21 protein-coding genes and 1 other annotated feature (1 of these 22 cut by a window edge) are annotated in these 24,747 nt (G+C 35.5%); of the genes, 19 read left to right on the top strand and 2 right to left on the bottom strand.

Annotation, left to right across the window (positions count from 1 at the left end; genetic code table 11):
• Positions 1-46, bottom strand: a binding site (T-box leader) (it extends 194 nt beyond the left edge of the window).
• A 177-nt stretch (positions 47-223) separates the two neighbouring features.
• A complete protein-coding gene (locus CZ490_RS21745) occupies positions 224-985 on the bottom strand; it encodes an IclR family transcriptional regulator (RefSeq protein WP_077620823.1) in 762 nt (253 codons plus the stop codon).
• Between the two features lie 148 nt (positions 986-1,133).
• Between CZ490_RS21745 and CZ490_RS21750 the strand changes: the two genes are divergently transcribed.
• The 12 genes from CZ490_RS21750 (at position 1,134) to CZ490_RS21800 (ending at position 14,406) form a co-directional block, all read left to right on the top strand.
• Positions 1,134-1,778, top strand: a complete 645-nt coding sequence (locus tag CZ490_RS21750; protein ID WP_200801618.1) for a bifunctional 4-hydroxy-2-oxoglutarate aldolase/2-dehydro-3-deoxy-phosphogluconate aldolase — start codon at positions 1,134-1,136, stop codon at positions 1,776-1,778.
• A 4-nt stretch (positions 1,779-1,782) separates the two neighbouring features.
• Positions 1,783-2,799, top strand: a complete 1,017-nt coding sequence (locus tag CZ490_RS21755) for a sugar kinase (RefSeq protein WP_077620824.1) — start codon at positions 1,783-1,785, stop codon at positions 2,797-2,799.
• A gap of 53 nt (positions 2,800-2,852) precedes the next feature.
• Complete coding sequence (gene kduI / locus CZ490_RS21760) at positions 2,853-3,683, top strand: 5-dehydro-4-deoxy-D-glucuronate isomerase (RefSeq protein ID WP_077621141.1); 831 nt, start codon at positions 2,853-2,855, stop codon at positions 3,681-3,683.
• 21 nt (positions 3,684-3,704) lie between these two features.
• Positions 3,705-4,487, top strand: a complete 783-nt coding sequence (gene kduD, locus CZ490_RS21765; protein WP_077620825.1) for a 2-dehydro-3-deoxy-D-gluconate 5-dehydrogenase KduD — start codon at positions 3,705-3,707, stop codon at positions 4,485-4,487.
• A 150-nt stretch (positions 4,488-4,637) separates the two neighbouring features.
• Positions 4,638-5,993, top strand: a complete 1,356-nt coding sequence (locus CZ490_RS21770) for a multi antimicrobial extrusion protein MatE (protein ID WP_234987278.1) — start codon at positions 4,638-4,640, stop codon at positions 5,991-5,993.
• Positions 5,994-6,106: 113 nt separating this feature from the next.
• Positions 6,107-7,282 carry a DEAD/DEAH box helicase gene (locus CZ490_RS21775; RefSeq protein ID WP_077620826.1) on the top strand — a complete coding sequence of 392 codons (1,176 nt, stop codon included), beginning with the start codon at positions 6,107-6,109 and terminating at the stop codon, positions 7,280-7,282.
• Positions 7,283-7,613: 331 nt separating this feature from the next.
• On the top strand, positions 7,614-8,723 hold the full coding sequence (locus tag CZ490_RS21780; RefSeq protein WP_077620827.1) for a GerAB/ArcD/ProY family transporter: 1,110 nt from the start codon (positions 7,614-7,616) through the stop codon (positions 8,721-8,723).
• A gap of 15 nt (positions 8,724-8,738) precedes the next feature.
• On the top strand, positions 8,739-10,343 hold the full coding sequence (locus CZ490_RS21785; RefSeq protein WP_077620828.1) for a spore germination protein: 1,605 nt from the start codon (positions 8,739-8,741) through the stop codon (positions 10,341-10,343).
• A 29-nt stretch (positions 10,344-10,372) separates the two neighbouring features.
• Entirely contained in the window at positions 10,373-11,545 is a 1,173-nt protein-coding gene (locus tag CZ490_RS21790) for a Ger(x)C family spore germination protein (RefSeq protein WP_077620829.1), read from the top strand.
• 14 nt (positions 11,546-11,559) lie between these two features.
• Positions 11,560-11,724, top strand: a complete 165-nt coding sequence (locus CZ490_RS22445; protein WP_159440003.1) for a hypothetical protein — start codon at positions 11,560-11,562, stop codon at positions 11,722-11,724.
• 106 nt (positions 11,725-11,830) lie between these two features.
• Positions 11,831-12,829 carry a Gfo/Idh/MocA family protein gene (locus CZ490_RS21795; RefSeq protein ID WP_200801620.1) on the top strand — a complete coding sequence of 333 codons (999 nt, stop codon included), beginning with the start codon at positions 11,831-11,833 and terminating at the stop codon, positions 12,827-12,829.
• Between the two features lie 203 nt (positions 12,830-13,032).
• Complete coding sequence (locus tag CZ490_RS21800) at positions 13,033-14,406, top strand: methyl-accepting chemotaxis protein (protein WP_077620831.1); 1,374 nt, start codon at positions 13,033-13,035, stop codon at positions 14,404-14,406.
• An 84-nt stretch (positions 14,407-14,490) separates the two neighbouring features.
• On the opposite strand, the gene CZ490_RS21805 is transcribed toward CZ490_RS21800, so the two are convergent.
• Complete coding sequence (locus CZ490_RS21805) at positions 14,491-15,132, bottom strand: YesL family protein (RefSeq protein ID WP_159440004.1); 642 nt, start codon at positions 15,130-15,132, stop codon at positions 14,491-14,493.
• Between the two features lie 258 nt (positions 15,133-15,390).
• Between CZ490_RS21805 and CZ490_RS21810 the strand changes: the two genes are divergently transcribed.
• From CZ490_RS21810 to CZ490_RS21840, 7 genes are all read left to right on the top strand, one after another.
• The gene (locus tag CZ490_RS21810; protein WP_077620833.1) at positions 15,391-16,353 is read left to right on the top strand and encodes a carbohydrate ABC transporter permease; all 963 of its coding nucleotides are present in this window, start codon (positions 15,391-15,393) and stop codon (positions 16,351-16,353) included.
• 19 nt (positions 16,354-16,372) lie between these two features.
• Positions 16,373-17,206, top strand: a complete 834-nt coding sequence (locus CZ490_RS21815) for a carbohydrate ABC transporter permease (RefSeq protein ID WP_077620834.1) — start codon at positions 16,373-16,375, stop codon at positions 17,204-17,206.
• 71 nt (positions 17,207-17,277) lie between these two features.
• On the top strand, positions 17,278-18,591 hold the full coding sequence (locus tag CZ490_RS21820; protein WP_077620835.1) for an ABC transporter substrate-binding protein: 1,314 nt from the start codon (positions 17,278-17,280) through the stop codon (positions 18,589-18,591).
• A 76-nt stretch (positions 18,592-18,667) separates the two neighbouring features.
• A complete protein-coding gene (locus CZ490_RS21825) occupies positions 18,668-20,464 on the top strand; it encodes a sensor histidine kinase (RefSeq protein ID WP_077620836.1) in 1,797 nt (598 codons plus the stop codon).
• A gap of 14 nt (positions 20,465-20,478) precedes the next feature.
• The gene (locus tag CZ490_RS21830; RefSeq protein ID WP_234987327.1) at positions 20,479-22,092 is read left to right on the top strand and encodes a response regulator transcription factor; all 1,614 of its coding nucleotides are present in this window, start codon (positions 20,479-20,481) and stop codon (positions 22,090-22,092) included.
• A 204-nt stretch (positions 22,093-22,296) separates the two neighbouring features.
• Positions 22,297-23,694, top strand: coding sequence for a glucuronate isomerase (uxaC, locus tag CZ490_RS21835; RefSeq protein WP_077620838.1), 1,398 nt, complete (start codon positions 22,297-22,299; stop codon positions 23,692-23,694).
• Between the two features lie 109 nt (positions 23,695-23,803).
• Positions 23,804-24,727, top strand: a complete 924-nt coding sequence (locus CZ490_RS21840; RefSeq protein WP_077620839.1) for an AEC family transporter — start codon at positions 23,804-23,806, stop codon at positions 24,725-24,727.
• Positions 24,728-24,747 lie beyond the last annotated feature (20 nt).

Genomic DNA, 24,747 nt, shown 5'->3' on the forward strand with positions numbered 1-24,747 from the left:
TGGGGATCAGACTTCCTATCGTACTCTTTCTCGTCATCGATTTTTAATATATTGGTATATTATCAGAAGAAAAATTACCAGTCAACAAATTTTTTGATAGTTTATATAATTTTGTATTGGAAAAGGTTTACATGAAGGTCTCAACTAAGTAATCAGTTGCACGTAATTAAAAAGAGATGGTGGTGGAGAATAAGGTGGGACAAGGCACCTGTGCCTTGTCCCATTAAATCAGTTCGCTTTCAATTTCTTTTTTACAAGTAAGGACATTTTCTATGATTTGTTTGATGAAGTCTTCGGTGATTCGGTATTTCGGGACACTGACACTAAAAGCACCATGGTTTTTACCGTCCACTGTTATACTTGCCCCGACACAAAATATATCTGCCTCGTGTTCTTCATTATCAAAAGAGTATCCTCGTTCACGGATGTTGTTTATTTCAATCATAAAGTCCTCTTTAGTTGTTAGTGTATTTTCTGTCTTTTTTTCTAACGTAATGCTATTTAAATAACTTTCTATTTGTTGATCATTTTGGTCGGCAAGGATTGCTTTTCCCATTGCCGAACAATAAAGGGGTATCGCTTTGCCAACACGAGAATATAAAGAGATAGGATTGAAGCTTTCTAGTTTGGTTATATAAACAATGCTTGCTTGGTCAAGAATTCCAAGATGTACAGTTTCAGTCGTTTGTTTTCTAAGTTTTTCTAGGTATGGCTTTGCGATATCCTTAATATCCGTTTGATTTAACGCTTTGTTTGCATATTTAATAATAGATTTTCCTAGACGGAATTTTTTTGTTTCCTCATCCTTTTGGACATAACCAATTAATTGTAGCGTGTCTAAAATTTTTAATGCGGTGGAACTTGTTAATTCTGTTTCTTTTGCTATTTGTTGAAGAGTTTGAGATTTATCAGTAGTAGACAGGAATTTTAAAATTGTATCAGCTTTAATCAGCACGGTTCCATACGGTTGCTTCTTATCAGTCAAGGTAATCACTCACTTTATAAAATTTTCTAAAAAATTAACAATCTATCGGTTGAAATCCCTTACACGATTATATATAATAGCCTTATAGTTTCCATATAATAAATTTAATTTCCAAATAGGAAATAGTCAAGGGGTTTTGGAGGCAATTATGAAGAAATTAAATGTACTCTCAAAAATCGCGGATTGCGGCGTAGTCGCAGTTGTCCGAGCAGACACAAAAGAAGAAGCAGTAAAAATCTCAGAAAGTTGTGTAGAGGGTGGAATTATAGGAATCGAGGTGACCTTTACAGTCGATGGTGCTGACGAGGTTATTAAGGAACTTGCTTCCATCTACAAAAATAGTGAAGTTGTAATCGGGGCTGGAACAGTACTGGATTCAACAACTGCACGAATTGCTATTTTAGCAGGAGCACAATTTGTTGTAAGTCCAAGTTTTGATGAAGAAACGGCTAAGCTATGTAATTTATATCAAGTTCCTTATATGCCAGGATGCTTGACAATTACGGAAATGAAACGTGCACTTGAAGCTGGTGCAGATATTATTAAGCTCTTTCCAGGAAATGCCTTCGGACCGGATTTTGTGAAAGCGGTTAAAGCACCACTTCCACAGGTGAACATCATGCCAACGGGTGGTGTAAGTCTGGATAACATTGATCAATGGATTAAAAATGGCTGTGTTGCAGTTGGTGTGGGTGGTAATTTGGTTGCACCTGCAAAAACAGGAGACTTCGCTAGCATAACGAAATATGCAGCACAATATGTTGCTAAAGTTAAAGAAGCAAGAGGGGCGTAAAACCATGAAAAAGAAGATTGTTGCATTCGGAGAGCCTTTACTTCGCTTATCAACTAACATGGGTGAACGCCTTTTACAAGCAAATCAATTAACCCTAAATTACGGTGGTGCAGAGGCAAATGTTGGAGCATCCCTTTCTCGTTTTGGGTACGATGTTTATTTTATTGGTAAAGTACCAAATAATTCACTCGGATACGCGTATGAGAGACATTTGCAATCGTTTGGTGTCCAAACCGATTATCTCCTTAAAGGTGGTGAGCGACTAGGTACATACTACTTGGAAACAGGTATAGGAGAGAGAAGTGCGCAAGTCATCTATGACCGAAAAGGTTCAAGTTTTTCACAACTTACTCCTAATGAAGTGGATTTCGAAGATATTTTGCAAAATGCGGACCTTTTTCATGTCACAGGAATCACACCTGCCCTTTCACCGGTCCTACAGGAATTAACATTACAAGGATTAAAAGTAGCGAAGGAAATAGGTGTGAAAACTAGTTTTGATTTCAATTACCGTGCAAAGTTGTGGAGCCTTCAGGAAGCTCGTGATGCAATTCAACCTTTTTTACCATATGTAGATATTTGCTCATGTGGGGAATTGGATGCACTCAACCTGTTAGGAATTGAAGAAGCAGATGCTTCGTTGGATCATTCTCAAAAACTCACTTTCTATTATGAAAGAATTAGTGAAATGTATCCTAACATCAAGTATTTGTATTCCACTTTTAGAGAGGTATATTCAGCTTCACATAACAGTTTACAAGGGAATTTATTTGTAAATGGGAAGTTGTATCAATCAAAGGTACATGATATCAATCCAATCGTTGACCGAGTTGGAGGTGGGGATGCTTATGCCTCTGGAATTCTCTTTGGAATTTTAGAAGGTAAGGAACCGGAGCAAATTGTCAGCTTTGGAACAGCTGCATCCGCATTAAAACATACTGTTCATGGAGATAGTAATGTCTTTTCGGAAGAAGATATCCTGGCATTTGCTAAAAATGCAACGGGTCAAATCGTCCGATAAGATATTCAAATATTAAATATTACTTTTAGGAGGAATATGAAATGGAAACAAAAATTGAAACACGTTATGCAAATCATCCCGAGGAAATTAAGCGATTCAATACAGATGAATTAAGGAACCAATTCTTGGTAGAAACCATTTTTGAACCAGGAGAGGTTAAATTAACATATACACATAATGACCGTATGATTTTTGGTGGAGTAACTCCGACTGACAAAGAATTAACGATTAAACTTGATAAAGAATTAGGGGTAGAGTATTTCTTAGAGCGCCGTGAATTAGGAATTATTAACATTGGTGGCGAAGGAATGGTTATTCTTGATGGCGAAGAATATAACATGGTTCGTCGAGATGGACTTTATGTAGGTAAAGGAACGAAGGAAGTTTTATTCACTTCTAAGGATCCTAACAATCCAGCAAAGTTTTATATCAATTCAGCACCAGCCCACCACAAGTATCCAACTGTGAAAATTGACATTAATGAAATTAAGCCTTTAGAAGCAGGAGAGCCTGGAACTCTAAACGAGCGTAAAATTTATCAATATGTACATCCAAATGTATGTGAAAGTAACCAACTTCAAATGGGACTAACAATGCTTTCTCCTGGTAGCGTATGGAACACTATGCCGTGTCATACACATGAGCGCAGAATGGAAGTTTACCTGTACTTTGATATGGAACCAGAAACTCGTGTATTCCACTTCATGGGTCAACCAGAGGAAACTAGACATCTTGTTATGAAAAATGAGCAAGCAGCTATTTCACCAAGCTGGTCCATCCACACAGGTACTGCAACAAGCAACTATACATTCATCTGGGGTATGTGTGGAGAAAACATCACATACACGGACATGGATGTTGTACCAATGGAAAAATTACGATAAAAAATTGGAGGACTATCAAAAATGACAACTCAATTGTCTGATTTCTCATTAGACTTTTTCTCATTAACTGGGAAGGTTGCCATCGTAACTGGTGGTGCTACTGGTCTGGGTCAAGGCTTTGCGGTTGCGTTAGCGAAAGCTGGAGCAGACCTCTTCATAACAACTCATGGCACTAGTTGGGATGAAACAAGAGAATTAATCGAAAAAGAAGGACGTCGTGTCGAATTTTTCCAAACAGATTTATCTAAACGTGAAAATGCAAAAGAAGTAGTTTCAGCATGTGTAAAAGCATTTGGAAAAGTTGATATTTTAGTAAATAACGCAGGTACAATCCGTCGTTCTCCAATTCTTGAGTACAAGGATGAGGACTGGGATGCGGTTATTGATCTTAACCTAAACTCTCTTTACTTTTTAAGCCAAGAGGCTGCAAAAGTAATGGTTGAACAAAAGAGTGGAAAAATTATCAACGTGGCTTCTATGCTTTCATTCCAGGGTGGTAAATTTGTTCCGCCGTATACAGCAAGTAAGCATGCTGTACACGGACTTACAAAATCATTTGCTAATGAACTTGCTGAATATGGAGTTCAAACAAATGCAATTGCACCTGGATATGTAGCAACAAATAACACAACACAAATTCGTGCAGATGAAAAGCGTAATGCAGAAATCCTATCACGTATTCCTGCTGCACGCTGGGCAAGCCCGTCAGACCTGATGGGAACAGTCGTATTTTTAGCAAGCCGTGCATCAGATTATGTGAACGGTCATACACTTGCAGTAGACGGTGGCTGGCTGGCACGATAAAATAAAAAGCTGATTCGCTTTAAAAGCGCTTCAGCTTTTTTTAAACCAAATTCCTCCTTCTCCACTTTAGGAGAGGGAGGAATTTGGTTTAAATATTAATCTCGAGTTCCGAAATAAATATAGAAAGACTCATTAAAGGTGTTGGCGAGAATGGAAAAGACAAAAGAAACTATTAAAATGACATCTTTGTTCGCATTTTTTATACCCTTAGGATTGTCTGCAAGTCTTGTGACCTTATCTCATATTATCATCAATGGTACGTTAGTAAGGGCGGATAATTCTGAGTTTGTTTTAGCAAGTTATGCAATTGCAATGAGTTTGTTTGGAATTACAGAACGACTAGGAAATTTACTCCGGCAAACGTGTTCTGCACTTGTAAGAGATAAAACTTCATATCAATTAATGGTGCGTTTTTCCTTTTACCTTATATTTGGCTTAATGGTGGTTGCTATTTTTGTTGCCTATACACCTGTTGGAGATTTTATATTTGCCAAAGTATTTGGTGCTAATGCGAATATGGTGGGTGAAATTAAGTCCATTTATCAGGTTCTAATTTTTGTTACAATTTTTTCCGCAGCACGTTGTGTTGCCCAAGGAGTCATTATTTTTAACAGACAAACGAAATGGTTAACAATCGGAATGGCCATTAGGATCACTGCTATGTACGCATTGTCTTTATACTTTATTAAGAGTGGTCAGATATCTGGGACAACTGGAGCAATTATCTTTTTACTAGGAATGATGATTGAAAGTTTGGTTAGTATTATCGAAGCGAGAAAATTGGTTCGAAAAATGCCCGATAAGAATGAGGAACTACGGATAGAATCGAAGAAAAGTATATTTAAGTTTTATAGTCCACTTATGTATTCTTCGGTAATTGTCGTTATGATTGGACCTGCAATTAATATTTATTTAGGTAAAACAGATGATATCGAGCTAGCCATTGCAAGCTATGCGATTGCGCTAAGCGTGACTCAGTTGATTTTAAGTTTTTTTACCTTTACCCATCAAATTGTCATTAACTTTTATAGTGAACATAACGGTATCGTGACAAAATTTTTATTCACCATAGGATTTATACCGTTTATTATAATCGCAATATTAACAACTACCCCATTTGGTGAATTATTCTTAGCGAATATAATGGGGGTCGAGGGTCGATTATTAGATGCTAGTATGCAAGTATTGAGAGCTACTATGTTAATGGCATTAGTATTTCCATTTGTCGATTATTTTAATGGATTATTGATGGTCTATAAGCAAACAAAAATCACGGTTTTTTCTCAGTCCGCAAATTTCATTGTTACATTGCTAGCGTTAATTATCGGAGTAAATCTAGCGTCTCAATGGAACGGAATAATCGGTGGAATAGGAACCTCACTTGGACTACTAGCTGAATTAATCGTTGTAAGGATTTTTATTAGCTCGATAGAACGTAAAGAAGGAAAAGTGAATATTTTTTCATTAAAAAGACTTTTAAAAGTTAGAAAAAATCACAGCCTGTAAAGTATAGGGTGATTCACGATTCTATTGATGGTACTTTTTGCACTTTAACAAAAAGATGGTTAGAATAAAAACGAGTCAAAGTAAAAGTGAACAGATTAAGGAAGGTACATAAAATGTCAAAATGGTCTCAATTAGAAGAAATGAAACCTTTTATACAGAAAATCTGGCAAGAGTCAGGCTTTGAAACACCAACAAACATTCAAGAAAAGGCGATTCCCGCAATACTGGAAGGTAAGGATGTCATTTGCGAATCTCCGACGGGAACTGGTAAGACCCTTGCTTACTTGCTACCAGCTATCCAAAAGCTTGACGAAACAAAAAATGGTATTCAAATCGTCATTCTAGCCCCATCTCGCGAACTTGTTATGCAGATCCTTGATGAGGTCAAAAAGTGGACGAAAGGTACTAATATTGTAAGTAGTGCTTTTATTGGTGGGGCAAACATCAAAAAACAAGTGGAGAAGCTTAAAGATAAGCCACAAATCGTCATTGGTACAACAGGTCGTATTGTAGAACTTATTAAATTGAAAAAAATGAAAATGCATGAAGTGTCAACCGTAATCGTAGATGAGGCAGACCAGCTCGTTTCAAATGAACATCTATCCAATGTTCAAAGCATCATTAAGTCGACATTGCGGGATCGCCAAACCCTCTTTTTCTCGGCAACAATTTCTGAGCAAACTGAAAAAGTGGCGAAGTCCCTAATGAGCGATGCGGAGCTCATCCGAGTACAACAAACCCTTGATCAGGAAAACACATCTCACATTTACTTCCTCTGTGAGCAACGGGATAAAATTGATGTGTTGCGCAAGATAATGGTTACAGAGCCGGAGAAGGCCATTGCATTTATAAAGAGCCTAGAGAAAGTGGAAGAACTAGAGGCGAAGTTAACCTATAATCATATCGGAGTGGCAGTGCTTGCTGGAGAGGCGAAAAAACTTGAGCGGCAGCAATCGTTGAAAAACTTTCGTGAGGGTAAAATTCCATTGTTACTAACGACAGATGTGGCCGCAAGAGGGTTAGACATTCAAGACGTAACATATGTGATTCATTTTGACTTTCCGAAAACAACCAGTCAATATGTACACCGCTCGGGCCGTACAGGTCGAATGGGTAAAAAGGGTGTTGTTATTTCAATCGTTAATGCACGTGAGGAGAGCTTCGTTAAAAAAATGGGGCATGATCTAGGGATTACGTTCACCAAAAAGGATTTTTATAAAGGTGAAATTGTGGATGCTCGTGAAGAGAAAAAAGTAATATCAAAAAAGACAAAAGCCAAAAAAAAATAACAAGAATAAATAGTAAAGTTAAAATAGTAAAGTTATTTAACCAAATTGCCTAGAAAAGAACTCTTTCTAGGCGATTTTTTTATTTCGTTGAATAGAACCTTTGAAAAATAGTGGATACCTAAGTTTTCACGTTCATATTACCATTCTTCACTTTATGTCAGATACCTTCACTAAGAGTATGAGTTTGGAACGGGGTTATCCAAATATCCCTAAGTAAATGTATAACATTTCCTATATAGGAAAATAGTATAAAGAAACAATAGCAGGAGAAGTATCTTGCACCTTTACTTCATTTAGAGTTAAAACACACCTTTAGGGAGTTTTTCAATGAATGGATAAGAACAAAGTGAGTGGCATCCAGCTTTTCTATTTAATGACTGGTTATGTATTGGGTACTGCACTTATTTTGGGAGTAGGCGTCGAAGTAAAGCAGGATGTATGGTTATTTTTATTAATAGGTACAGTAGGTGGACTTTTTCTTATGGCCATCTATACCCAATTATCAACCTATTATCCGGGCGATTCGTTAGTCCAGATTCTCCAGAAAGTGGTCGGTAGGTATCTCTCATACCCCATCATAATGTTATATATTTTTCATTTTACGTATTCAGCAGCAAGAGGATCTAGGGAATTAGGAGACCTAATCGTTTCTACTATCTTAACAGAAACTCCAATCAGTATTGTAATCGGTAGTTTTATGGTGTTAATGATCTATTGCCTTGGAGGTGGGTTGGAGACGTTAGGGCGGATGGCGGAAATGTTGTTTCCAGTTTATATTTTTTCTCTTATTCTAATTTGGATTCTATTGTTTACTGTTGATCAATTTAGCCTAGGAAATCTAACTCCTATATTAGGGCAGGGTGTTTCTCCATTTTTAAAAAGAGCAATTCCGAACTCAATAAACTTTCCTTTTGGGGAGACAATCGTGATTATGATGTTTTTTCCACTTCTAAGCAATAAACAAAATCTAAGAAAAGTAGGTATATTCAGTATCCTGCTTGGTGGATTACTATTAGCTATCAATTCGATTATGGTTTTATCCGTTATTGGTCCGGAGATTTATAATGTAAATATTTTTAACTTCCTAGCAGCAGTACAATTAGTTTCTGTTGCTGATTTTCTCGAGCGATTTGATGCTCTTGTTATTTTAATGATGGTAGCAGGCGTATTTTTTAAAGTGGGTGCTTTTATGTTAGCAGCTGCATTTGCAGTGGTTCAATTATTAAAATTAAAACAGTTTCGTTCAGTGCTAATTGCACTTGCAACGATTATTACCCCCCTATCACTTGTGAGTGCAACAAGCTATATTGAACACTTAGAAATAGGTTTTCGGTTTTATATACCTTATGTACATACTATCTTGCAAATTATCATACCAATCTTGTTGTTATCTATCGCTTTTATCCGTAAAAAACGAGAGCAAAGAGGACGTCCCCAGTAATGGAAGGTGTGTGTCGTGAGAGGTTATAGGCGGTTACAAAAAGAATACTCAAATAAAAATGGTAAGCAACAAGACGTTTTACCAGAGAAAAAAGAAGAACCAGGAAATCCAGAAGAGGAAGGGAATGCGGTAAAAAAAGAAAAAACATTGTTGTCAGGTAATTTAAAAGAGGATGGGGATCGGATAAAGAGCCTTTTTAAAGGGGCGACCGATTTTACTTATCGGAGAATTAAAATTACTAATTCGACTCACGCCATGATTTTATATCTGGATGGATTGGTTGATATTGAGAAGATTGAATTACATGTGATTCACCCTTTGTTACATATAGATTTTGCAAAGGCTAATAACACGGAACTAAGTATAGAGTATATCTTTGATAAATTAAGCTCAGCAAATTTAAATCAAGACAATAGACTTCAGTCAACAATTGATCAAATTTTAGCTGGTAATACAGTACTTCTTATCGATGGAATTGATAAAGCCATTATTATTAGTGAACAAAAATGGGAGCAACGTTCTGTTAAAGAGCCTCTATCCGAAGCGGTTGTTATAGGTCCAAGAGAAGGGTTCACGGAAAATATTGAAACAAACATTAGTATGGTGAGAAGAAGGCTAAAAACGACAAAGCTAAAGTTTGAATCGATGCAAATCGGAAAGATGTCAAATACTATGGTAGTCATTACCTACCTTGAAAATATTGCACAAAAGTCGATTATAGAGGAAGTTCGTAATAGGCTAAATCAAATAGATATCGACTCAATCGAGGACAGTGGTTACATTGTTGAATTTATTGAGGACAATCCTTATTCTGTGTTTCCACAGGTGTTACAAACTGAACGGCCTGACAGGGTTGTAGGGAATCTACTTGAGGGAAGAGTCGGAATAATTGTTGAAAATAGCCCATTTGTTCTTATAGTTCCCGTTACTTTTTTTCAGATGATGAACTCACCTGAAGATTACTACGGAAGATTCATCATGTCATCTTTCATTCGGTTTATCCGGTATTTATTTTTATTTGTTGCATTGTTATTTCCATCTATCTATATTGCAGTAACAACTTTTCACCAAGAATTGTTGCCAACAAATCTTTTATTTAGTGTTGCGGCTTCAAGGGACAAGGTGCCTTTTCCTGCAGTTGTAGAGGTCTTATTGATGGAAATAACCTTTGAAGCTTTACGTGAGGCGGGTCTTCGATTACCAAGACCAATCGGATCAACAGTAAGCATAGTAGGGGCTTTAGTAATTGGGCAAGCAGCAGTGGAAGCAGGGATTGTTTCAGCTCCGCTTGTAATCGTTGTATCAACAACAGGAATAGCCTCTTTTATGTTCCCAAATTATCCACTGACAGGAGCAATTCGACTCCTGCGTTTTATCATGATTTTTCTCGCCGGAACATTAGGTTTTTATGGGATTTTACTTGGTGTCTTCTTTATATTGGGCCATCTAGTACAACTTCGTTCCTTTGGTGTTCCATATCTTGCACCGATGGCCCCATTTAACTTTAACAATATGAAGGATATATTCGTTCGTGTTCCTTGGTGGAAGATGGACGAACGCCCAGAACAAACCGGAAAACGAAATATAAAGCGGGTAGGTATTCGCCAACGGAAATACTGAATCAGTACAAAAGGACGGGAAATGTGTACATGAAAAAGCTGAGATTGCTTCTGATTTTAGTAGTCACCATGAATGTATTAACAGGCTGTTGGGATCGCTTAGAGGTAAATGACATAGCCGTTGTTACTGCAATCGGATTAGATCTCATTAAAGATGATAAAATTCGCTTGTCACTACAGGTGGCAATTCCATCAGCACTGGGACCAACCGGTGCTAGTGGAACTGGTAGTAGCGATGGAAAAAGTACGTATATTATATCCGAGACTGGAGAAACACTTTCAGAGGCTTACCGAAATTTACAATTGAAAATTTCAAGACGTATTTTCTTTTCACAAAGCAGGGTTTTATTAATCGGAGAAGAAATGGCTAAAAAAGGCGTGAGTAATATTATTGATTTTCATTCGAGATATCACGAACCCCGTATTAACAGTTTTGTCATGCTGACAAAAGGAGAGGCTGCGGAATTCATCAAAACCATGCCAAAGCTAGAAAGTGTTTCTGCTGAAGAAACAAAGGAACTCATTAAATTAAGTGCTGGATTAACAGTTTATGTAAGAGACTTTTTGAGCATGCTGCTTATGGATGGAATGGAGCCATTTGCGCCTGAACTCACACTCACACCATTAGAAGTTGGAGATAAGAACGGGAAAGAGGAAGGACAGGCTGTTAATGGGACGGCAGTATTTAAAGATGATAAGCTGGTAGGATGGCTAGACAAATCCACAACTCGTGGATTATTATGGATCCGCAATGAAATGGAAAAAGGGGTTATTACAGTCAAAGTCCCAGAGGAAGACGGAGATGGAAATATTAGTATTGATATTGTTCAAACTGAAGTGAAGATTAACCCGCAAATGAAAAATGGTAAATTAGCAATAACAATTAATGTTAATGCAAATATGAATGTTATGGAAAATGACTCAACATTAAATTTAGATGATTCCAAGATACTTGAAGACCTCCAAAGTAAAGTTGAATCTGAAATTAGTGATAGAATCCAAAGTGTTATAGATATTGTGCAGAAGGAATACCAATCTGATATTTTTGGCTTTGGTCAAGCTATTTATAAAAAGTATCCCAAACAATGGAACTCAATCTATAGAGAAAACTGGGAAGAGGAATTTTCACAACTAACGGTAGACATTAAGCCAACGGTTTCCATCAAAAGAATCGGCTTAAGTAAGCAATCAAATGAAATTTAAAAGGAATTATGAAAATGGCTAAAATAATTTTAGTAATACTTCTATTTTTTTCAGTCTTTTTCTGGGAAGCACGAAAGCTTGTAAAGAAAAAGGAAATGATTGAGCTAGCTGTTTTTTCATTTTTGATTCTCATTGGATTGGCATTGAGTATTGCAGCAGTCATACAATCATTAATCTAAAACCACAAAGCATAGCAGATTACCTACTTATTATTATTGATAATCATGAAGTTCCCCTCCTATAATTAAACTGACAACGTTTACACAAAATGGTGGGGGGATGAGCTTGACTACGAAAGTAAAATTTGGAATCGTTGGATCGGGGCATATAGCGAATACACATATCAAGAGTATTTTAGAAACGGAAAATGCAGAAGTAATTGCAATTTACTCTCGGAATAAAGAAACTGTTCATAGGTTAGGAGATACGTATAATCTTAAGGCATTTACAGATTATCAAGAATTTTTAACTTCCTCAGGAATTGATGCTGTTTGTATAGTCACACCTCATGGAACACATGCCGAACTTGGGATAATTGCTGCAAATGCGGGGAAACATGTTGTTGTGGAAAAACCTATTGATGTTTCCATTGAGAGTACGAATAAACTGATTGAAGTATGTGAAACAGCAGGTGTTACCTTAAGTTGCATCTTTCAGCATCGGTTTAATGATGCAACGCGCAATCTGAAAGAAGCTGCTGACAATGGTGAACTTGGACAATTGAACTTTGGTGCAGCTAGAACAACCATTTTTCGTTCACAAGAGTATTATGATAGTGGCAAGTGGCGTGGAACTTGGGAGATGGATGGAGGGGGACCTCTCATAAATCAAGGCATTCATTATATCGATTTACTTCTTTATATCATGGGCCCGGTTGAGGAGGTTCACGCATATTGCGCTACAAGGACACATGAGCGAATAGAGGTTGAAGATATAGGAGTTGCAACTGTGAAATTCAAGTCGGGTGCACTCGGATTAATTGAGGCAAATACGACAGCATATCCTGGATATTCTTCAACTCTTGATATATTTGGATCAGATGGAAGTGTCGTTATCGAAAATGGTAATATAAAGGCTTGGAATTTTAAAAGTGGCTTGCAAAAGAGGGAAGAAAAGAACGTATCCACAAATTTAACATCCTTTATCAGACAATATGAAGATATTGTTCAAGCAATAACAGCTAATCGTAGACCTCTAGTTACTGGATTGGAAGCAAAAAAATCACTTCAATTGGTGCTAGCCATGTATCAATCTGCACGAGAAGGAAGACCGATTCAACTGTAGCTAATGGGTTAATCGTTCGAAAAACCCTACCAAATAAGGGCGTTTCCGTAAGAGTCATTTTCAATGATTTTCGGAAAGGCTCTTTTTTAACACTTTTCATTCTTCTGAGAAATTGCACAAAATTTTAATAGCAAGTCTTTTGTTTGGGAGGTATACTAAATATATAAATATACTAGAATGCATATAAAATAGGGGGAAAGAAGATGTTTCTATTAACTAGAAAAAAAGAAGAAATCAATAAAGAGGAAGCGTTTTCAAATTATTTGGTAGAAGAACTACAAAAAGTTTATAAACAAAATGAAAACTATGATGGCTTGTCAAAGGATGTTCCATATTTATCAGGCGATAGTGAAATAGAGGTATGGATTAATAAGCTATTAGAACTAAAAAACGCTCAAATTAGGGAACAATTCCTCAAAAACATTGAAATTATGGAGTTTGTTACGCAAATGGATTATGTGAAGGATATGGTGGACTATATTTCTATTCAAAAATCATCCATGGATGACGTGGCAGCTAGTAGTGAGGAAATGAGTGCTTCAATTGAACAAATTTCTGATTTCGTTCAGAATTCTTTAATCACAACAAATGAAACAATCTCTATTTCAACAAATTCTCTTGATACAATCAATGATTCTTTTAAGTATATCAATGAATCTTTTGAGGAGATAAAGGCTGTTCAAGACAAAATGCAGAACGTTGTAGAAGTCACAAAGGAAATCGAAAATGTCGTGAACATTATTAATAATGTAGCGGGGCAAACCAATCTGTTAGCTTTAAATGCTAGTATTGAAGCTGCAAGATCTGGAGAGGCCGGTCGAGGTTTTTCTGTTGTGGCAACGGAAATAAAAAAATTAGCTGACAATACCAAACAATCGGCTAACTATATAAAAGACATGGTAACGAAACTAAGAGGAGAGATTGGAGCATCAGAAGAAACAATTACTGGTGCAGTTACAGTTTTTACTAAGGGTAAAGAACAAATTAATCAGGCTGTACTTTCAATGAATCAATTGGAGCAGTCATTAGGAAGTATTTCAACAGTGTTTGAAGAAATATCGGCTAATGTTGAGGAGCAATCGGCAACAACACAGGAAATTACAGGGCAACTTTCTGAGTTGAACGTTCAAACGCAAGCATTGAATGAGGTATGTATTAAAACAGGACAAGGAATTTATGATGTAAGTAGTATGCTGCAGGATACTAAGGAAATGGCACTGCCTTATTTTAAAGATTTAAAAGAAGAGCAAATTAAAAAGGTAGCGACGGTTGACCACTTACTCTTTAAATGGAAAGCTTATAATGTTGCTTGTGGATTTGTAAAACTAAATGAAAATAGCTTAGGAGATTACATGGACTGTAACCTTGGAAGAATGCTTGAATCCTTAAATCAAACGGACCATACACACGAAACAGTACGGAAAATGTATATACCACATAAGAATGTACATGAACTTACGAAAGAAGTCATTATGGCTGTTAACAGTGGTAATAGAAATAATCTAGATCATCTCTTACAAGAGCTAGCGGAGAATACCAATGAATTCGTTGAGGAATTTAGAACAATAAAGTTTTAGTGGTGACAATTGACTCACCAAATTAAAATAGGGACACCGAAACTGTCCCTTATTTTTCATATTATATTTATCCTCGAGTTTAAACTAACCTCCAACCCGATTACTTAATTCCTCTTGTTTCCTTGCGATTTTCTTATAAGCGAGATTTGCTGAAGAAAGAATCACTAGACCTAATAGGCTGATACCAAAAAAGAATCCTAATCCAGATATGTTGGCAACGGCAAAGTAAACCGCGGCAAATCCAAAAATAATAAAAAGACTAGGCATCGGGTTGTAGATAGTAATTAGAAGTGCATTTTTTAAATGAGTACCTAAAGGTTGTTCAAATTCAACAAAGGAAGCTAAGGTGTAGCAAATGATAAGGAGATAAATGCAACTCATAATCAAACTTGAATAAAAAAGAAATGTAGAAATCTCATTAGAAGTAGAACTTAAAAAGCGTATATTCATATACAAAATAAAACCGATAACGCTAATAAATAATCCTAATTTATTGCTATTTAAAAATTCTTTTCTATAATAACCCCAAAAGGTCTTAAAAACAGGTGGATGATTCTTCATTAGAAACTGTCTTAGTGTAGCTAACATTGCAATTGTAGCTGGGAAAAATCCCAATATCACAAAACCACTTAATGTAAATAGAATCCACAGGATATTTAAATATGCAAGTCTCGCCACCCATTCACAAAAGGTAAGAACTGAACTTGAAAATGCACCTAATTGCATAGTACCCCTCCTTATCATAACTATATCACGTGATAGATTATAGCGTTTTTATTTTTTCTAAGAAGGTAAAAAATTTATCAAAAAGGTAAAAATAAAGCTCTAATAGTAACAAACTGTCTTGTAGTTGAAATAAGGGGTAGAAATGTAGTAAAAATTTTGCCAATAGTGTAAAAATTATTCGTTGTTGAAAGCGATTTCAAATTTTATACTTAGACTACATTTAGATTACTAATCTTCAATAAGAAGAGGTGAAAGATTATGAGTAGTGAAGCAAAGCTCGAGACAGAGATCGTAAAAAAAGCGAAAAATCATGTGCGAGCCAAAAAAAGAAAGAGTGGTCCTTTTAGTGGATGGAAGGAGAATCTTGCTGGATATGCATTTGTAGCACCAATGTTTATTGGTACTTCTGTATTGGTTTTATTTCCGATTCTTTCTTCGTTTGTTCTAAGTTTTACAGATTGGAATTTTGTATCTGGTTACCAGAATGCTAGATTCATAGGATTTGAGAACTTTTCCAAATTATTTACGAATGCACTGTTCATTAAGGGTTTAATCAATAACTTTATCTTAATTTTAGCCATCCCAATTACTTTAATAGTATCTCTAGGATTGGCTGTTATTATCAATAAGTATGTCTACTTAAAGGATTTGTTTAAGGTGATTTATTTTATGCCGTTTATTTCGAGCATTGTTGCCGTAGCAGTTGTCTTTCAGGTGTTGTTCCATCCAACAAAAGGTCCAATTAACCAATTACTCATATCGCTCGGGGTTGATAATCCACCTGCATGGATTGCAGACGTCACTTATGCCCTGCCATCTGTTATGTTAATTATGATTTGGACAGGAATTGGATTTAATTTAATCATTTATTTGGCAGGCTTGCAGAATATCCCTAAGGAATTATATGAGGCTGCACAAATTGATGGTGCTACAGCTTGGTCCCAATTTACCAAAATTACAATTCCGTTAGTGTCACCTACAACATTCTTATTGTTTGTTACCGGTGTTATCTCAAGCTTTAAAGTATTTGATCTGATTATTGTCTTAACGAATGGTGGACCAGCAAATTCAACTATTACACCAGTTGTTTATTTATATCAGCAGGCATTTATAGAACTAAAGACAGGTTATGCTTCAGCTATTTCATTAGTAATGTTTATCATCATACTAATTATTACCTATATCCAATTTGTTGGTCAGAAAAGATGGGTAAATTATTAAATAGGAAGGAGCAGTACAGATGGTAGCAAAATTAGATATGCGTAAATTACTCACGACAGTCATAATGATTCTACTAGGAATTGCTTTTCTAATGCCATTCTTGTGGATGATTTCTGCTTCTTTAAAAGTAGAAGAAGATGTATTGTCATTTCCGATTAAATGGATCCCAGAAACGTGGAATGTAGTTGAAAATTATAAAGAGGTCTGGACAGGCTCAATGCCATTTATACTCTTATACTGGAACTCTATTAAAGTTACTGTTCTAACTACCTTAATCTCATGTACGGTTTCATGTTTAGCAGCATATGGATTTGCCAAAATCAATTTTAAAGGTAGGGATTTAATATTTTTAATTGTATTGGCGACCTTTATGATTCCGCCTCAAACATTGTTAGTAACACAATTTCTACTATATAGATGGGTAGGTCTTTACGATACACACACAGGTCTCATACTATTAAATAGTTTTAGTGTATTTGGTACTTTTATGCTTCGCCAATTCTATCTCGGAATTAGTAATGAAATTATTGAATCAGCAAGAATGGATGGGGCAGGTCATCTTAGAATATTTGCTTCGATTGCACTGCCTTTAGTAAGGCCGGCAATTGCAACTTATGCGATATTACGGTTTATCTGGACCTGGAATGACTTCCAGAATCCATTAATATTTCTTCGTTCCAAAGAGTTATATACCATTCAACTCGGTGTACAAAGTTTTTCGGATCAACATGGTAGCGTGTATTCCTTAATGATGGCAGCTTCTGTGTCGGCAATCTTACCATTATTAATTATCTTTATTATCGGACAGAAAAACGTCATTGAAGGAATTCAGCTGGGTGGGGTAAAAGGGTAAAACGGTATGTACTCTTAGCTTAGATTGGGAGAGTTGATATACAAAACAAAAATTATAGGGAGGGTTTAAAGATGAAAAGATGGGGGTTATTATTACTTGTTGGCTTTTTCGCAATGTTTGCTTTAGTTGCTTGTTCTGAAAAAGATGATGCTTCAACAGGTGAAGGATCAACTGATGAAGAAGTAACGCTAAAATTTGTCCACTGGGTGAATGAAGATGTAGGGAAATGGGAAAGTGTTATCTCAAAGTACGAAGAAGCAAATCCGGGAATCAAGGTTGAGTCTATACCGCTTGTTGAAAATATGAATTCACGCGATTATTTTAAACAATTGGATTTAATGGCCTCAGCAGGAGATGATATGGATTTAATTCTGTTTTCCAATGTAAGTGACTTAGTCAAACGTATAGACGCAGGTCTAGTTGAACCAATCAATGAATATCTAGATGCAGAGGGTATTGATATTAATACTGTTTACAATAACACCTATCCATCCGTGGATGGTAAGTACTATGGTTTGCCAATGAAAAATGTGACCATGCTTGTGATGATGAATAAAGCACATCTTGATGAAGCGGGCTTGGAGATTCCTACAGATTGGACATGGGATGACTATGCTGAATATGCGAAAAAGCTAACAACTGACGAACACTACGGTTCTTACTTCCACACATGGCATAACTTGTTTTCATCATTGAAATTGATGAGTAAATCAGAGGGAACCATGATATTAAATGAAGATGGTACTTCAAATGCAACTGATCCGATGCTTCGTGCTTCACTCGAATTACGTAATCAATTAGAAAACGTGGATAAGTCTTCTGTTCCATTTACTGAAATCTTATCTCAAAAAATGGATTATCGTCAGCAATTCTTTAGTCAATCAGCTTCGATGATTCCTATCGGAAGTTATATGGTAACAGAATGGGGCCAATTTACACCAGAATTTGAAATTGCGTGGGCACCATGGCCAAAAAATAATGCAAGTGACGAAGGTCTAGTACCGATGAATGGAGACTTAATTTCAATCGCAAAATCCTCAAAACATAAGCAGGAGGCATATGACTTCATGCGTTGGTTGTCAACTGAGGGTCTTCTAGAACAAGGAATTTGGATTCCGTCTTGGGCTGAAGCAGATTTTGATAGTATGTTAGAAACAGTAGTAAATGGAACTGCAAAACCTGAGGCAATTCATATGGATTCCTTGAAGTCTACTCTTTCCAAAGCAAAACCATCTAAACCAATTGCACCGCCACCATATATTACAGAAGCGGATACAGAATATACTGCAGAGGTTGAATTATATCTCCTTGGTGAGCAGGATTTAGATAAAACAATGGATAATGTAGAAAAAAGAATACAGGCACTTGTAGATGCTAACCAATAGTTAGAATATTCATGATATAATAGAGAGAAAACACTCGTTTTCTCTCTATTTATTTTTACTATGAAGGAGATCAGCAGTGAAGAGATTATGGGAAAAAGTAAACCAAATGTCCTTACGAACAAGGTTAATGATCTCAGTTATCATTTGCATATTATTACCTTGGGTTAGTACGTTTATTGTTTCAAACTACTTTACGAAAGATGTTTTAGAGCAGCGTGCCGCAGCACAATCGGAAGATGATTTAAGAATGATTGAACTAGGAATAAGGAATATTTTTGATGATATTATGTATACATCAAACTATATCCAATTTGATTCAAATATGAGTCAGTTACTAAAATCACACGAGCTAATTAATGCAGATTCTCCAACCATAAAACAAGAGATTGCCCTTAACTATATCCATATATCAAATGAATTATCAAGTATTACCGAATTACTAATGCCCCTCTATATTACAATTTTGTTTGAGAATGACTTATATTACAACAACTATTCTTTAGTGAATTTTGATCCTTTACAGTTTAAGGAAACCTCATGGTTTGAGAAGGTAGAGAGCTTAAGTTTTTATGAGACCTACTGGCTAGGTGCACATGATAACTATATTCAATCAGAGAAAGATACATACCCATATTTGCTTACAATTGGGAGAAGAATACAACAAGCAAATTCATCAAATATATATTTAATCATAAGTTTGAAAGAAAATGAGATAAGAAGACTATTTAGTCAATATCAGATAGAAAAACGTGCTAAGTTTTATTTGACAAATAGGAATGGTGAAGTTTATTCGAGTTTAAATACAGATGAAATAGGAACCACATTACCATACGAATTAAGGGACTCTGATTATCAAATCGTTAATTTTGAAGAAGAGAAGCATCTAATGGTCTCATACCCAGTATCCTATTCGGATTGGAGATTAGTTAGCCTTGTTCCTTATAAGGACACGATTGGATCAATCAATATGGTTACTAGAACGACCATTCTTATTCAAGGAGGATTCTTGGTCCTGTTCTTAATTGGACTTATTATGCTCGTGCGTGAATTCACGAAACCAATTATCCGATTAAACTCTGTCACAAAAGCGATCAAAAAGGGGGACTTATCAGCTAGGATCCAACTTTCAGGAAGTAACGACGTAGCTCAGTTAGGACATTCCTTTAATCATATGTTGGATACAATTGAGGAAATGATTGAACAAATAAAAATACAGGAAGAGGCCAAAAGGAACGCAGAATTAGACATGCTCCAAGCTCAAATTAATCCACACTTTTTATTTAATGTATTAAATGCAATACGCTTAAAGATTAAGATGGAGGGAAATAATGGGAGCGCTTCACTAATTTATTCATTATCCGCTTTACTGAGGATGACAATAAATCGTAATAATGCATTTATTCCATTAGATGAAGAGATATCGATTGTAAAGCATTATGTAGAATTGATGAATTTCCGTCACCAACATGATGTAGTGCTAAAGATTGACGTAGGTGAAATTGCATCTGCTATAAATGTGCCAAGGTTTTTCTTGCAACCTGTAATTGAAAACGCAATTATTCATGGCAATAATAATCGTAAAGAGACAATTCAAATAAGTGCCGCTGAACAGATAAACACACATTTAAAATTATACATTACAGACAATGGTAAAGGGATGGACAAGGTTACGTTAAAACAATTGCAAGAAAGGGTCTATCAGACAACTAATCAGCAATATGATAAAAATGATCAATCATTCAATGGAATTGGATTACAAAATGTCTATCAAAGGATGAAATTAGTCTATGGAGATGATTTTCATATGGGAATAGATAGTAATGAAGGTGTAGGTACGACGGTAATCTTTCATATACCAGTTCATAAGGGGTGAGTCAATTGTATAAAGTGGTCTTGGTAGATGATGATGTAATCGTAATTGAGTTCTTAAAGAGATTTATTTCATGGGAGAAGTATGGTTTTAAAGTTATTGCTCACTTTCAAGATAGTACTCTTGCTTTAGACTATTTGAGGGAACATGAATATGATGTATTAGTCACGGATATAGGAATGCCTAAACTTAATGGGATTGAATTAATTGAACAACTAAAAAGTCATAAGGAAAATGCTCATCATATTATCCTTTCTTGTCATGGCGAGTTCCAATTTGCACAACAAGCTTTAAAGTTAGAAGTCTATGATTATATATTAAAGGAAACGATGGAAGAGGAAAGTATAACTGTACTACTTGAAAGACTTAAAGAAAAATTGGACCGTGATCAAATTATACTAAATGAGCACTTAAGAGTTTCCACGTTTTTAGAAAGAAATAATCTTACTCTTAAGTCTAAGTTAATAGAAACACTAATGAAGGAACATAATCTAGAAAAGACTGGATGGTGGAGAGAGCAGAAGGAACTTCTAGGAATCGACTTCTCATTTATGTATTATACACCGGTACTGTGCTTTATTGATCATTTTCAGGATGTAATGAAGCATTATGAAAATGAGACTTCACTTCAGTTTAGTATAAATAACCTGGTAGAAGAAGTACTAGCAAATTCTAAACAAAAAGTACAGATATTCTTCATACAAAACCAGTTCTTTATTCTTTTTCCACTGAAGGACAGGAACAGTGGAGAAGCCCAGCGCACAATAGAATCCGTTGTAAAAGAAATACATCGAAAAATTCGGGCCTTCTTAAAGGTTAGCATTACAACGGTCATCGGTTCACAAAATGAAGAGGAACAGCAATTAATAGATAACATGAGATTGTTACTTGAAAACAAAGATCAACGTTTTTATTACCAGTATGATAGCATCCATTATTTCAGTCCAATTATGTATACAAGAGATTCAATTTTTCGAGATTATGTAGAGATAGCGCAAAAAATTAAGGAATTCTTATTAAGGGAAGAAAAAAGTGAAATTATTGAATGTATTTCACAACAATTAAGGAAAATAAAAGAAAGAAAGTATTCACCAGAATCGGTAAAAGATTGGGCAATCAAGCTGATAATTGATATTAAATTATCTTTAAATACACTAAAACATTTTGAAGCACATTCTGTAGCAATAACTGTTTCTGACCAGCTTATTCAGCAGGTGGAAACATTTGAACATATGGAATCAGTGTTACATGAAATCTTTTATATGTTTATTGAACAGATAAAATCTATTGATTTGACCAGTAGAAATGATGATATTATCAAGGCCCAAAAATATGTACAAACCCGTATAGGGGAGAAAATATCCTTGAAGGATGTAGCTACACATCTGCACTTGAATTCAAGTTACTTTAGTCGAATGTACAAGAAAGAAACGGGAGAAGGTTTTATCGAATATGTAACGAAAGTTAAAATGGCAAAGGCTATAGAGTTACTTAATCACTCGATAAAATCAATTGAGCAAATTGCATTTGAGTTAGGCTTTGACAATAAAAGTTACTTTTCAAAAACATTTAAAAAGTATTATGGAATGACCCCAGGGGAATATAAATATAGATCTTTAGAAAAGACATAAAGGAATATGAGAGATTCGTATTCCTTTATTATTTTGTATAATAATTCCATAATATCTCTATTGAAAATAAAAGCGTTTTCTCTTATTATTAGTAGTAGGTAAATAGTTTGTTTACTAACCGAACTAATGTATAATTGTTTTAGGAATATATTAGTATACTGTTAATAATTTAGCTCATGCTAGATATTTGAAAGGATGAAGGAAATGAAAACATTTATTAACGATGATTTTCTTTTGTATAATGATACTGCAAAAGAGTTGTATCATAATGTCGCGAAACATTTACCAATTATTGACTACCATAACCATTTAAACCAAGTTGAAATCTTAGAGAACAAAAACTTCAGTAATCTAGCTGAAATCTGGCTTGGTGGCGATCATTATAAATGGAGATTAATGAGAGCGAATGGTATAAGTGAAGATTATATTACAGGTAACAAATCAGATTATGAAAAATTCATGGCATGGTCAAAAACTGTTCCAAACACTATTGGAAATCCACTTTATCATTGGACTCATTTGGAGCTTTTACGTTACTTCGGCATCGATGATTTATTAGATGAAACAACTGCTCCAGCTATTTGGGAGGAAGCAAATAAAAAATTATCTTCACCTGAATTATCCGTACGTTCTATCTTCGATAAGTTCAATATTGAATTTGTTGGAACGACAGATGACCCTACCGATGACTTAGCAAGTCATATTAAAATCAAGGATGAAGGCTATAAAGTTCATGTTTCTCCATCATTCCGTCCTGATAAAGGCTTAACCATTGAAAAAGATGATTTCAGTGCGTGGGTTGAAAAATTAGGTCAAGTTACAAACCAAAACATTGAAAATTATGAAGCGTTTTTAAGTGCGCTTGCAGAACGTGTTGAATTCTTTGATCAACAAGGCTGTAAGAGCTCTGACCATGGTTTAAGTGTACTATTCTATGAAGAAGCAACGAAGGAAGAAGTATCAGCGATTTTTGCGAAAAAACTAAAAGGTGATCAGCTTTCTGGGAAAGAGGTTGACCAATTCAAGACATATACATTGGTGACATTAGGCGAGCTTTATGCTGAAAAAGGCTGGGTAATGCAGCTTCATATCGGTGCAACTAGAAATAATAACACTCGTATGTTTAACCAATTAGGTCCTGATGCTGGATATGACTCGATTGGCGATATTATGATTGCAGATAAATTATCTAGACTTCTAGATGCACTTGAAGTACAAAACAAACTACCAAAGACTGTTTTATATAGCTTGAACTCAAATCACAATAATGTATTAGCTGCAATGGCTGGTAACTTCCAAAGCTCAGAAGTACCAGGAAAAGTACAATTTGGTACAGCATGGTGGTTCAATGATACATTAGATGGTATGGAAGACCAAATGAGAACACTGTCAAGTATGGGTTTAATCAGCAACTTTATTGGAATGCTGACTGATTCAAGAAGCTTCCTTTCATTCACAAGACATGAATATTTCAGAAGAATACTATGTAATATTCTAGGAACTTGGGTGGATCAAGGAAAAGCACCTAAGGACATGGCTCTATTAGAAAAATACGTGCGGGGCATCTGCTACGAGAATGCAAAACGTTATTTTTCAATCTAAATATAGTATTTAACCTTAAGATAATTGGAGTGGCGGTTTTTGAGAATTTTTTAAAAACTGCCATTTTCTTTTCCAGGTCATGTACAATGCTATGGAAGGAGTGTGAAGAATGATTGATTTTGTAAATATAGTCAGGGATATTATCTTACCGATATTTATCATTATTGCAATTGGTTATATTCTTCAAAGAAAGTTTAAGATGAATGTACCAACTTTAGCAAAAATAAATATGTACTTTTTGGTACCAGCCTTTATTTTCGTTAAATTATATAGTACGGAATTATCCTTTCAATTGTTTGGCTTTGTTCTGTTATTTTTTATTATTATTATTGTCATCCTTTATGTACTTTCAACGATTGCAGCAAGGGTAATTGGCCTTAAAAATGGAGAAACGATTACATTTTCCAATAGTGCAATCTTTTTTAATTCAGGAAATTATGGTGTGCCTGTCAATGACCTTGTTTTTAAGGGAGACCCATTTGCAATGTCCATTCAGGTGATTGTCCTTACCTTGCAAAATATTTTAATTTTTTCTTATGGTGTATTTTCACTTCAATCTGCTAAAATTGGAAAACTAAAAGCAATGCAAGGTTACCTAAAAATGCCTGTGCTTTATGCAATGTTAACTGGTATTCTATTGAACTATTTATCTGTTCCAATTCCGTCTTTTGTTTGGGTTCCTGCGAACTATATTGCTGATGCTATGGTTGGAATTGCCTTATTTACGTTGGGTGCACAGGTTGCTGAAATTGATTTCAAAGCTGGTTTGTCAAAGGTATATTGGAGTCTTGGTTTTCGCTTACTCGTTGGACCTGCGATTGCACTGGGGCTGATTTATCTATTGGATATCGAAGGAGTTTTTGCTCAAGCACTTTTTATTGCTTCTAGTATGCCTACCTCTGTCAATAGTGCAATTATTGCTGAGGAGTATAATAACTATCCGGGATTTGCTGCGCAAATTGTTTTATTTTCAACCATATTTAGTTCGATAACCGTGTCAATTATGATTTATTTAGCAAGGATATTGTTTTAGGTAAAAAAGCCCTGTCAGTT

It is taken from the genome of Litchfieldia sinesaloumensis (genome assembly GCF_900156865.1).
Lineage (GTDB): Bacteria > Bacillota > Bacilli > Bacillales > Bacillaceae_L > Ferdinandcohnia > Ferdinandcohnia sinesaloumensis.

Coding starts and splice junctions, on each gene's coding strand:
- CZ490_RS21750 (WP_200801618.1), top strand. CDS start 1,134: ATGAAGAAATTAAATGTACTCTCAAAAATCGCGGATTGCGGCGTAGTC.
- CZ490_RS21755 (WP_077620824.1), top strand. CDS start 1,783: ATGAAAAAGAAGATTGTTGCATTCGGAGAGCCTTTACTTCGCTTATCA.
- kduD (WP_077620825.1), top strand. CDS start 3,705: ATGACAACTCAATTGTCTGATTTCTCATTAGACTTTTTCTCATTAACT.
- CZ490_RS21770 (WP_234987278.1), top strand. CDS start 4,638: ATGGAAAAGACAAAAGAAACTATTAAAATGACATCTTTGTTCGCATTT.
- CZ490_RS21775 (WP_077620826.1), top strand. CDS start 6,107: ATGTCAAAATGGTCTCAATTAGAAGAAATGAAACCTTTTATACAGAAA.
- CZ490_RS21780 (WP_077620827.1), top strand. CDS start 7,614: ATGGATAAGAACAAAGTGAGTGGCATCCAGCTTTTCTATTTAATGACT.
- CZ490_RS21790 (WP_077620829.1), top strand. CDS start 10,373: ATGAAAAAGCTGAGATTGCTTCTGATTTTAGTAGTCACCATGAATGTA.
- CZ490_RS22445 (WP_159440003.1), top strand. CDS start 11,560: ATGGCTAAAATAATTTTAGTAATACTTCTATTTTTTTCAGTCTTTTTC.
- CZ490_RS21800 (WP_077620831.1), top strand. CDS start 13,033: ATGTTTCTATTAACTAGAAAAAAAGAAGAAATCAATAAAGAGGAAGCG.
- CZ490_RS21805 (WP_159440004.1), bottom strand. CDS start 15,132: ATGCAATTAGGTGCATTTTCAAGTTCAGTTCTTACCTTTTGTGAATGG.
- CZ490_RS21810 (WP_077620833.1), top strand. CDS start 15,391: ATGAGTAGTGAAGCAAAGCTCGAGACAGAGATCGTAAAAAAAGCGAAA.
- CZ490_RS21815 (WP_077620834.1), top strand. CDS start 16,373: ATGGTAGCAAAATTAGATATGCGTAAATTACTCACGACAGTCATAATG.
- CZ490_RS21820 (WP_077620835.1), top strand. CDS start 17,278: ATGAAAAGATGGGGGTTATTATTACTTGTTGGCTTTTTCGCAATGTTT.
- uxaC (WP_077620838.1), top strand. CDS start 22,297: ATGAAAACATTTATTAACGATGATTTTCTTTTGTATAATGATACTGCA.
- CZ490_RS21840 (WP_077620839.1), top strand. CDS start 23,804: ATGATTGATTTTGTAAATATAGTCAGGGATATTATCTTACCGATATTT.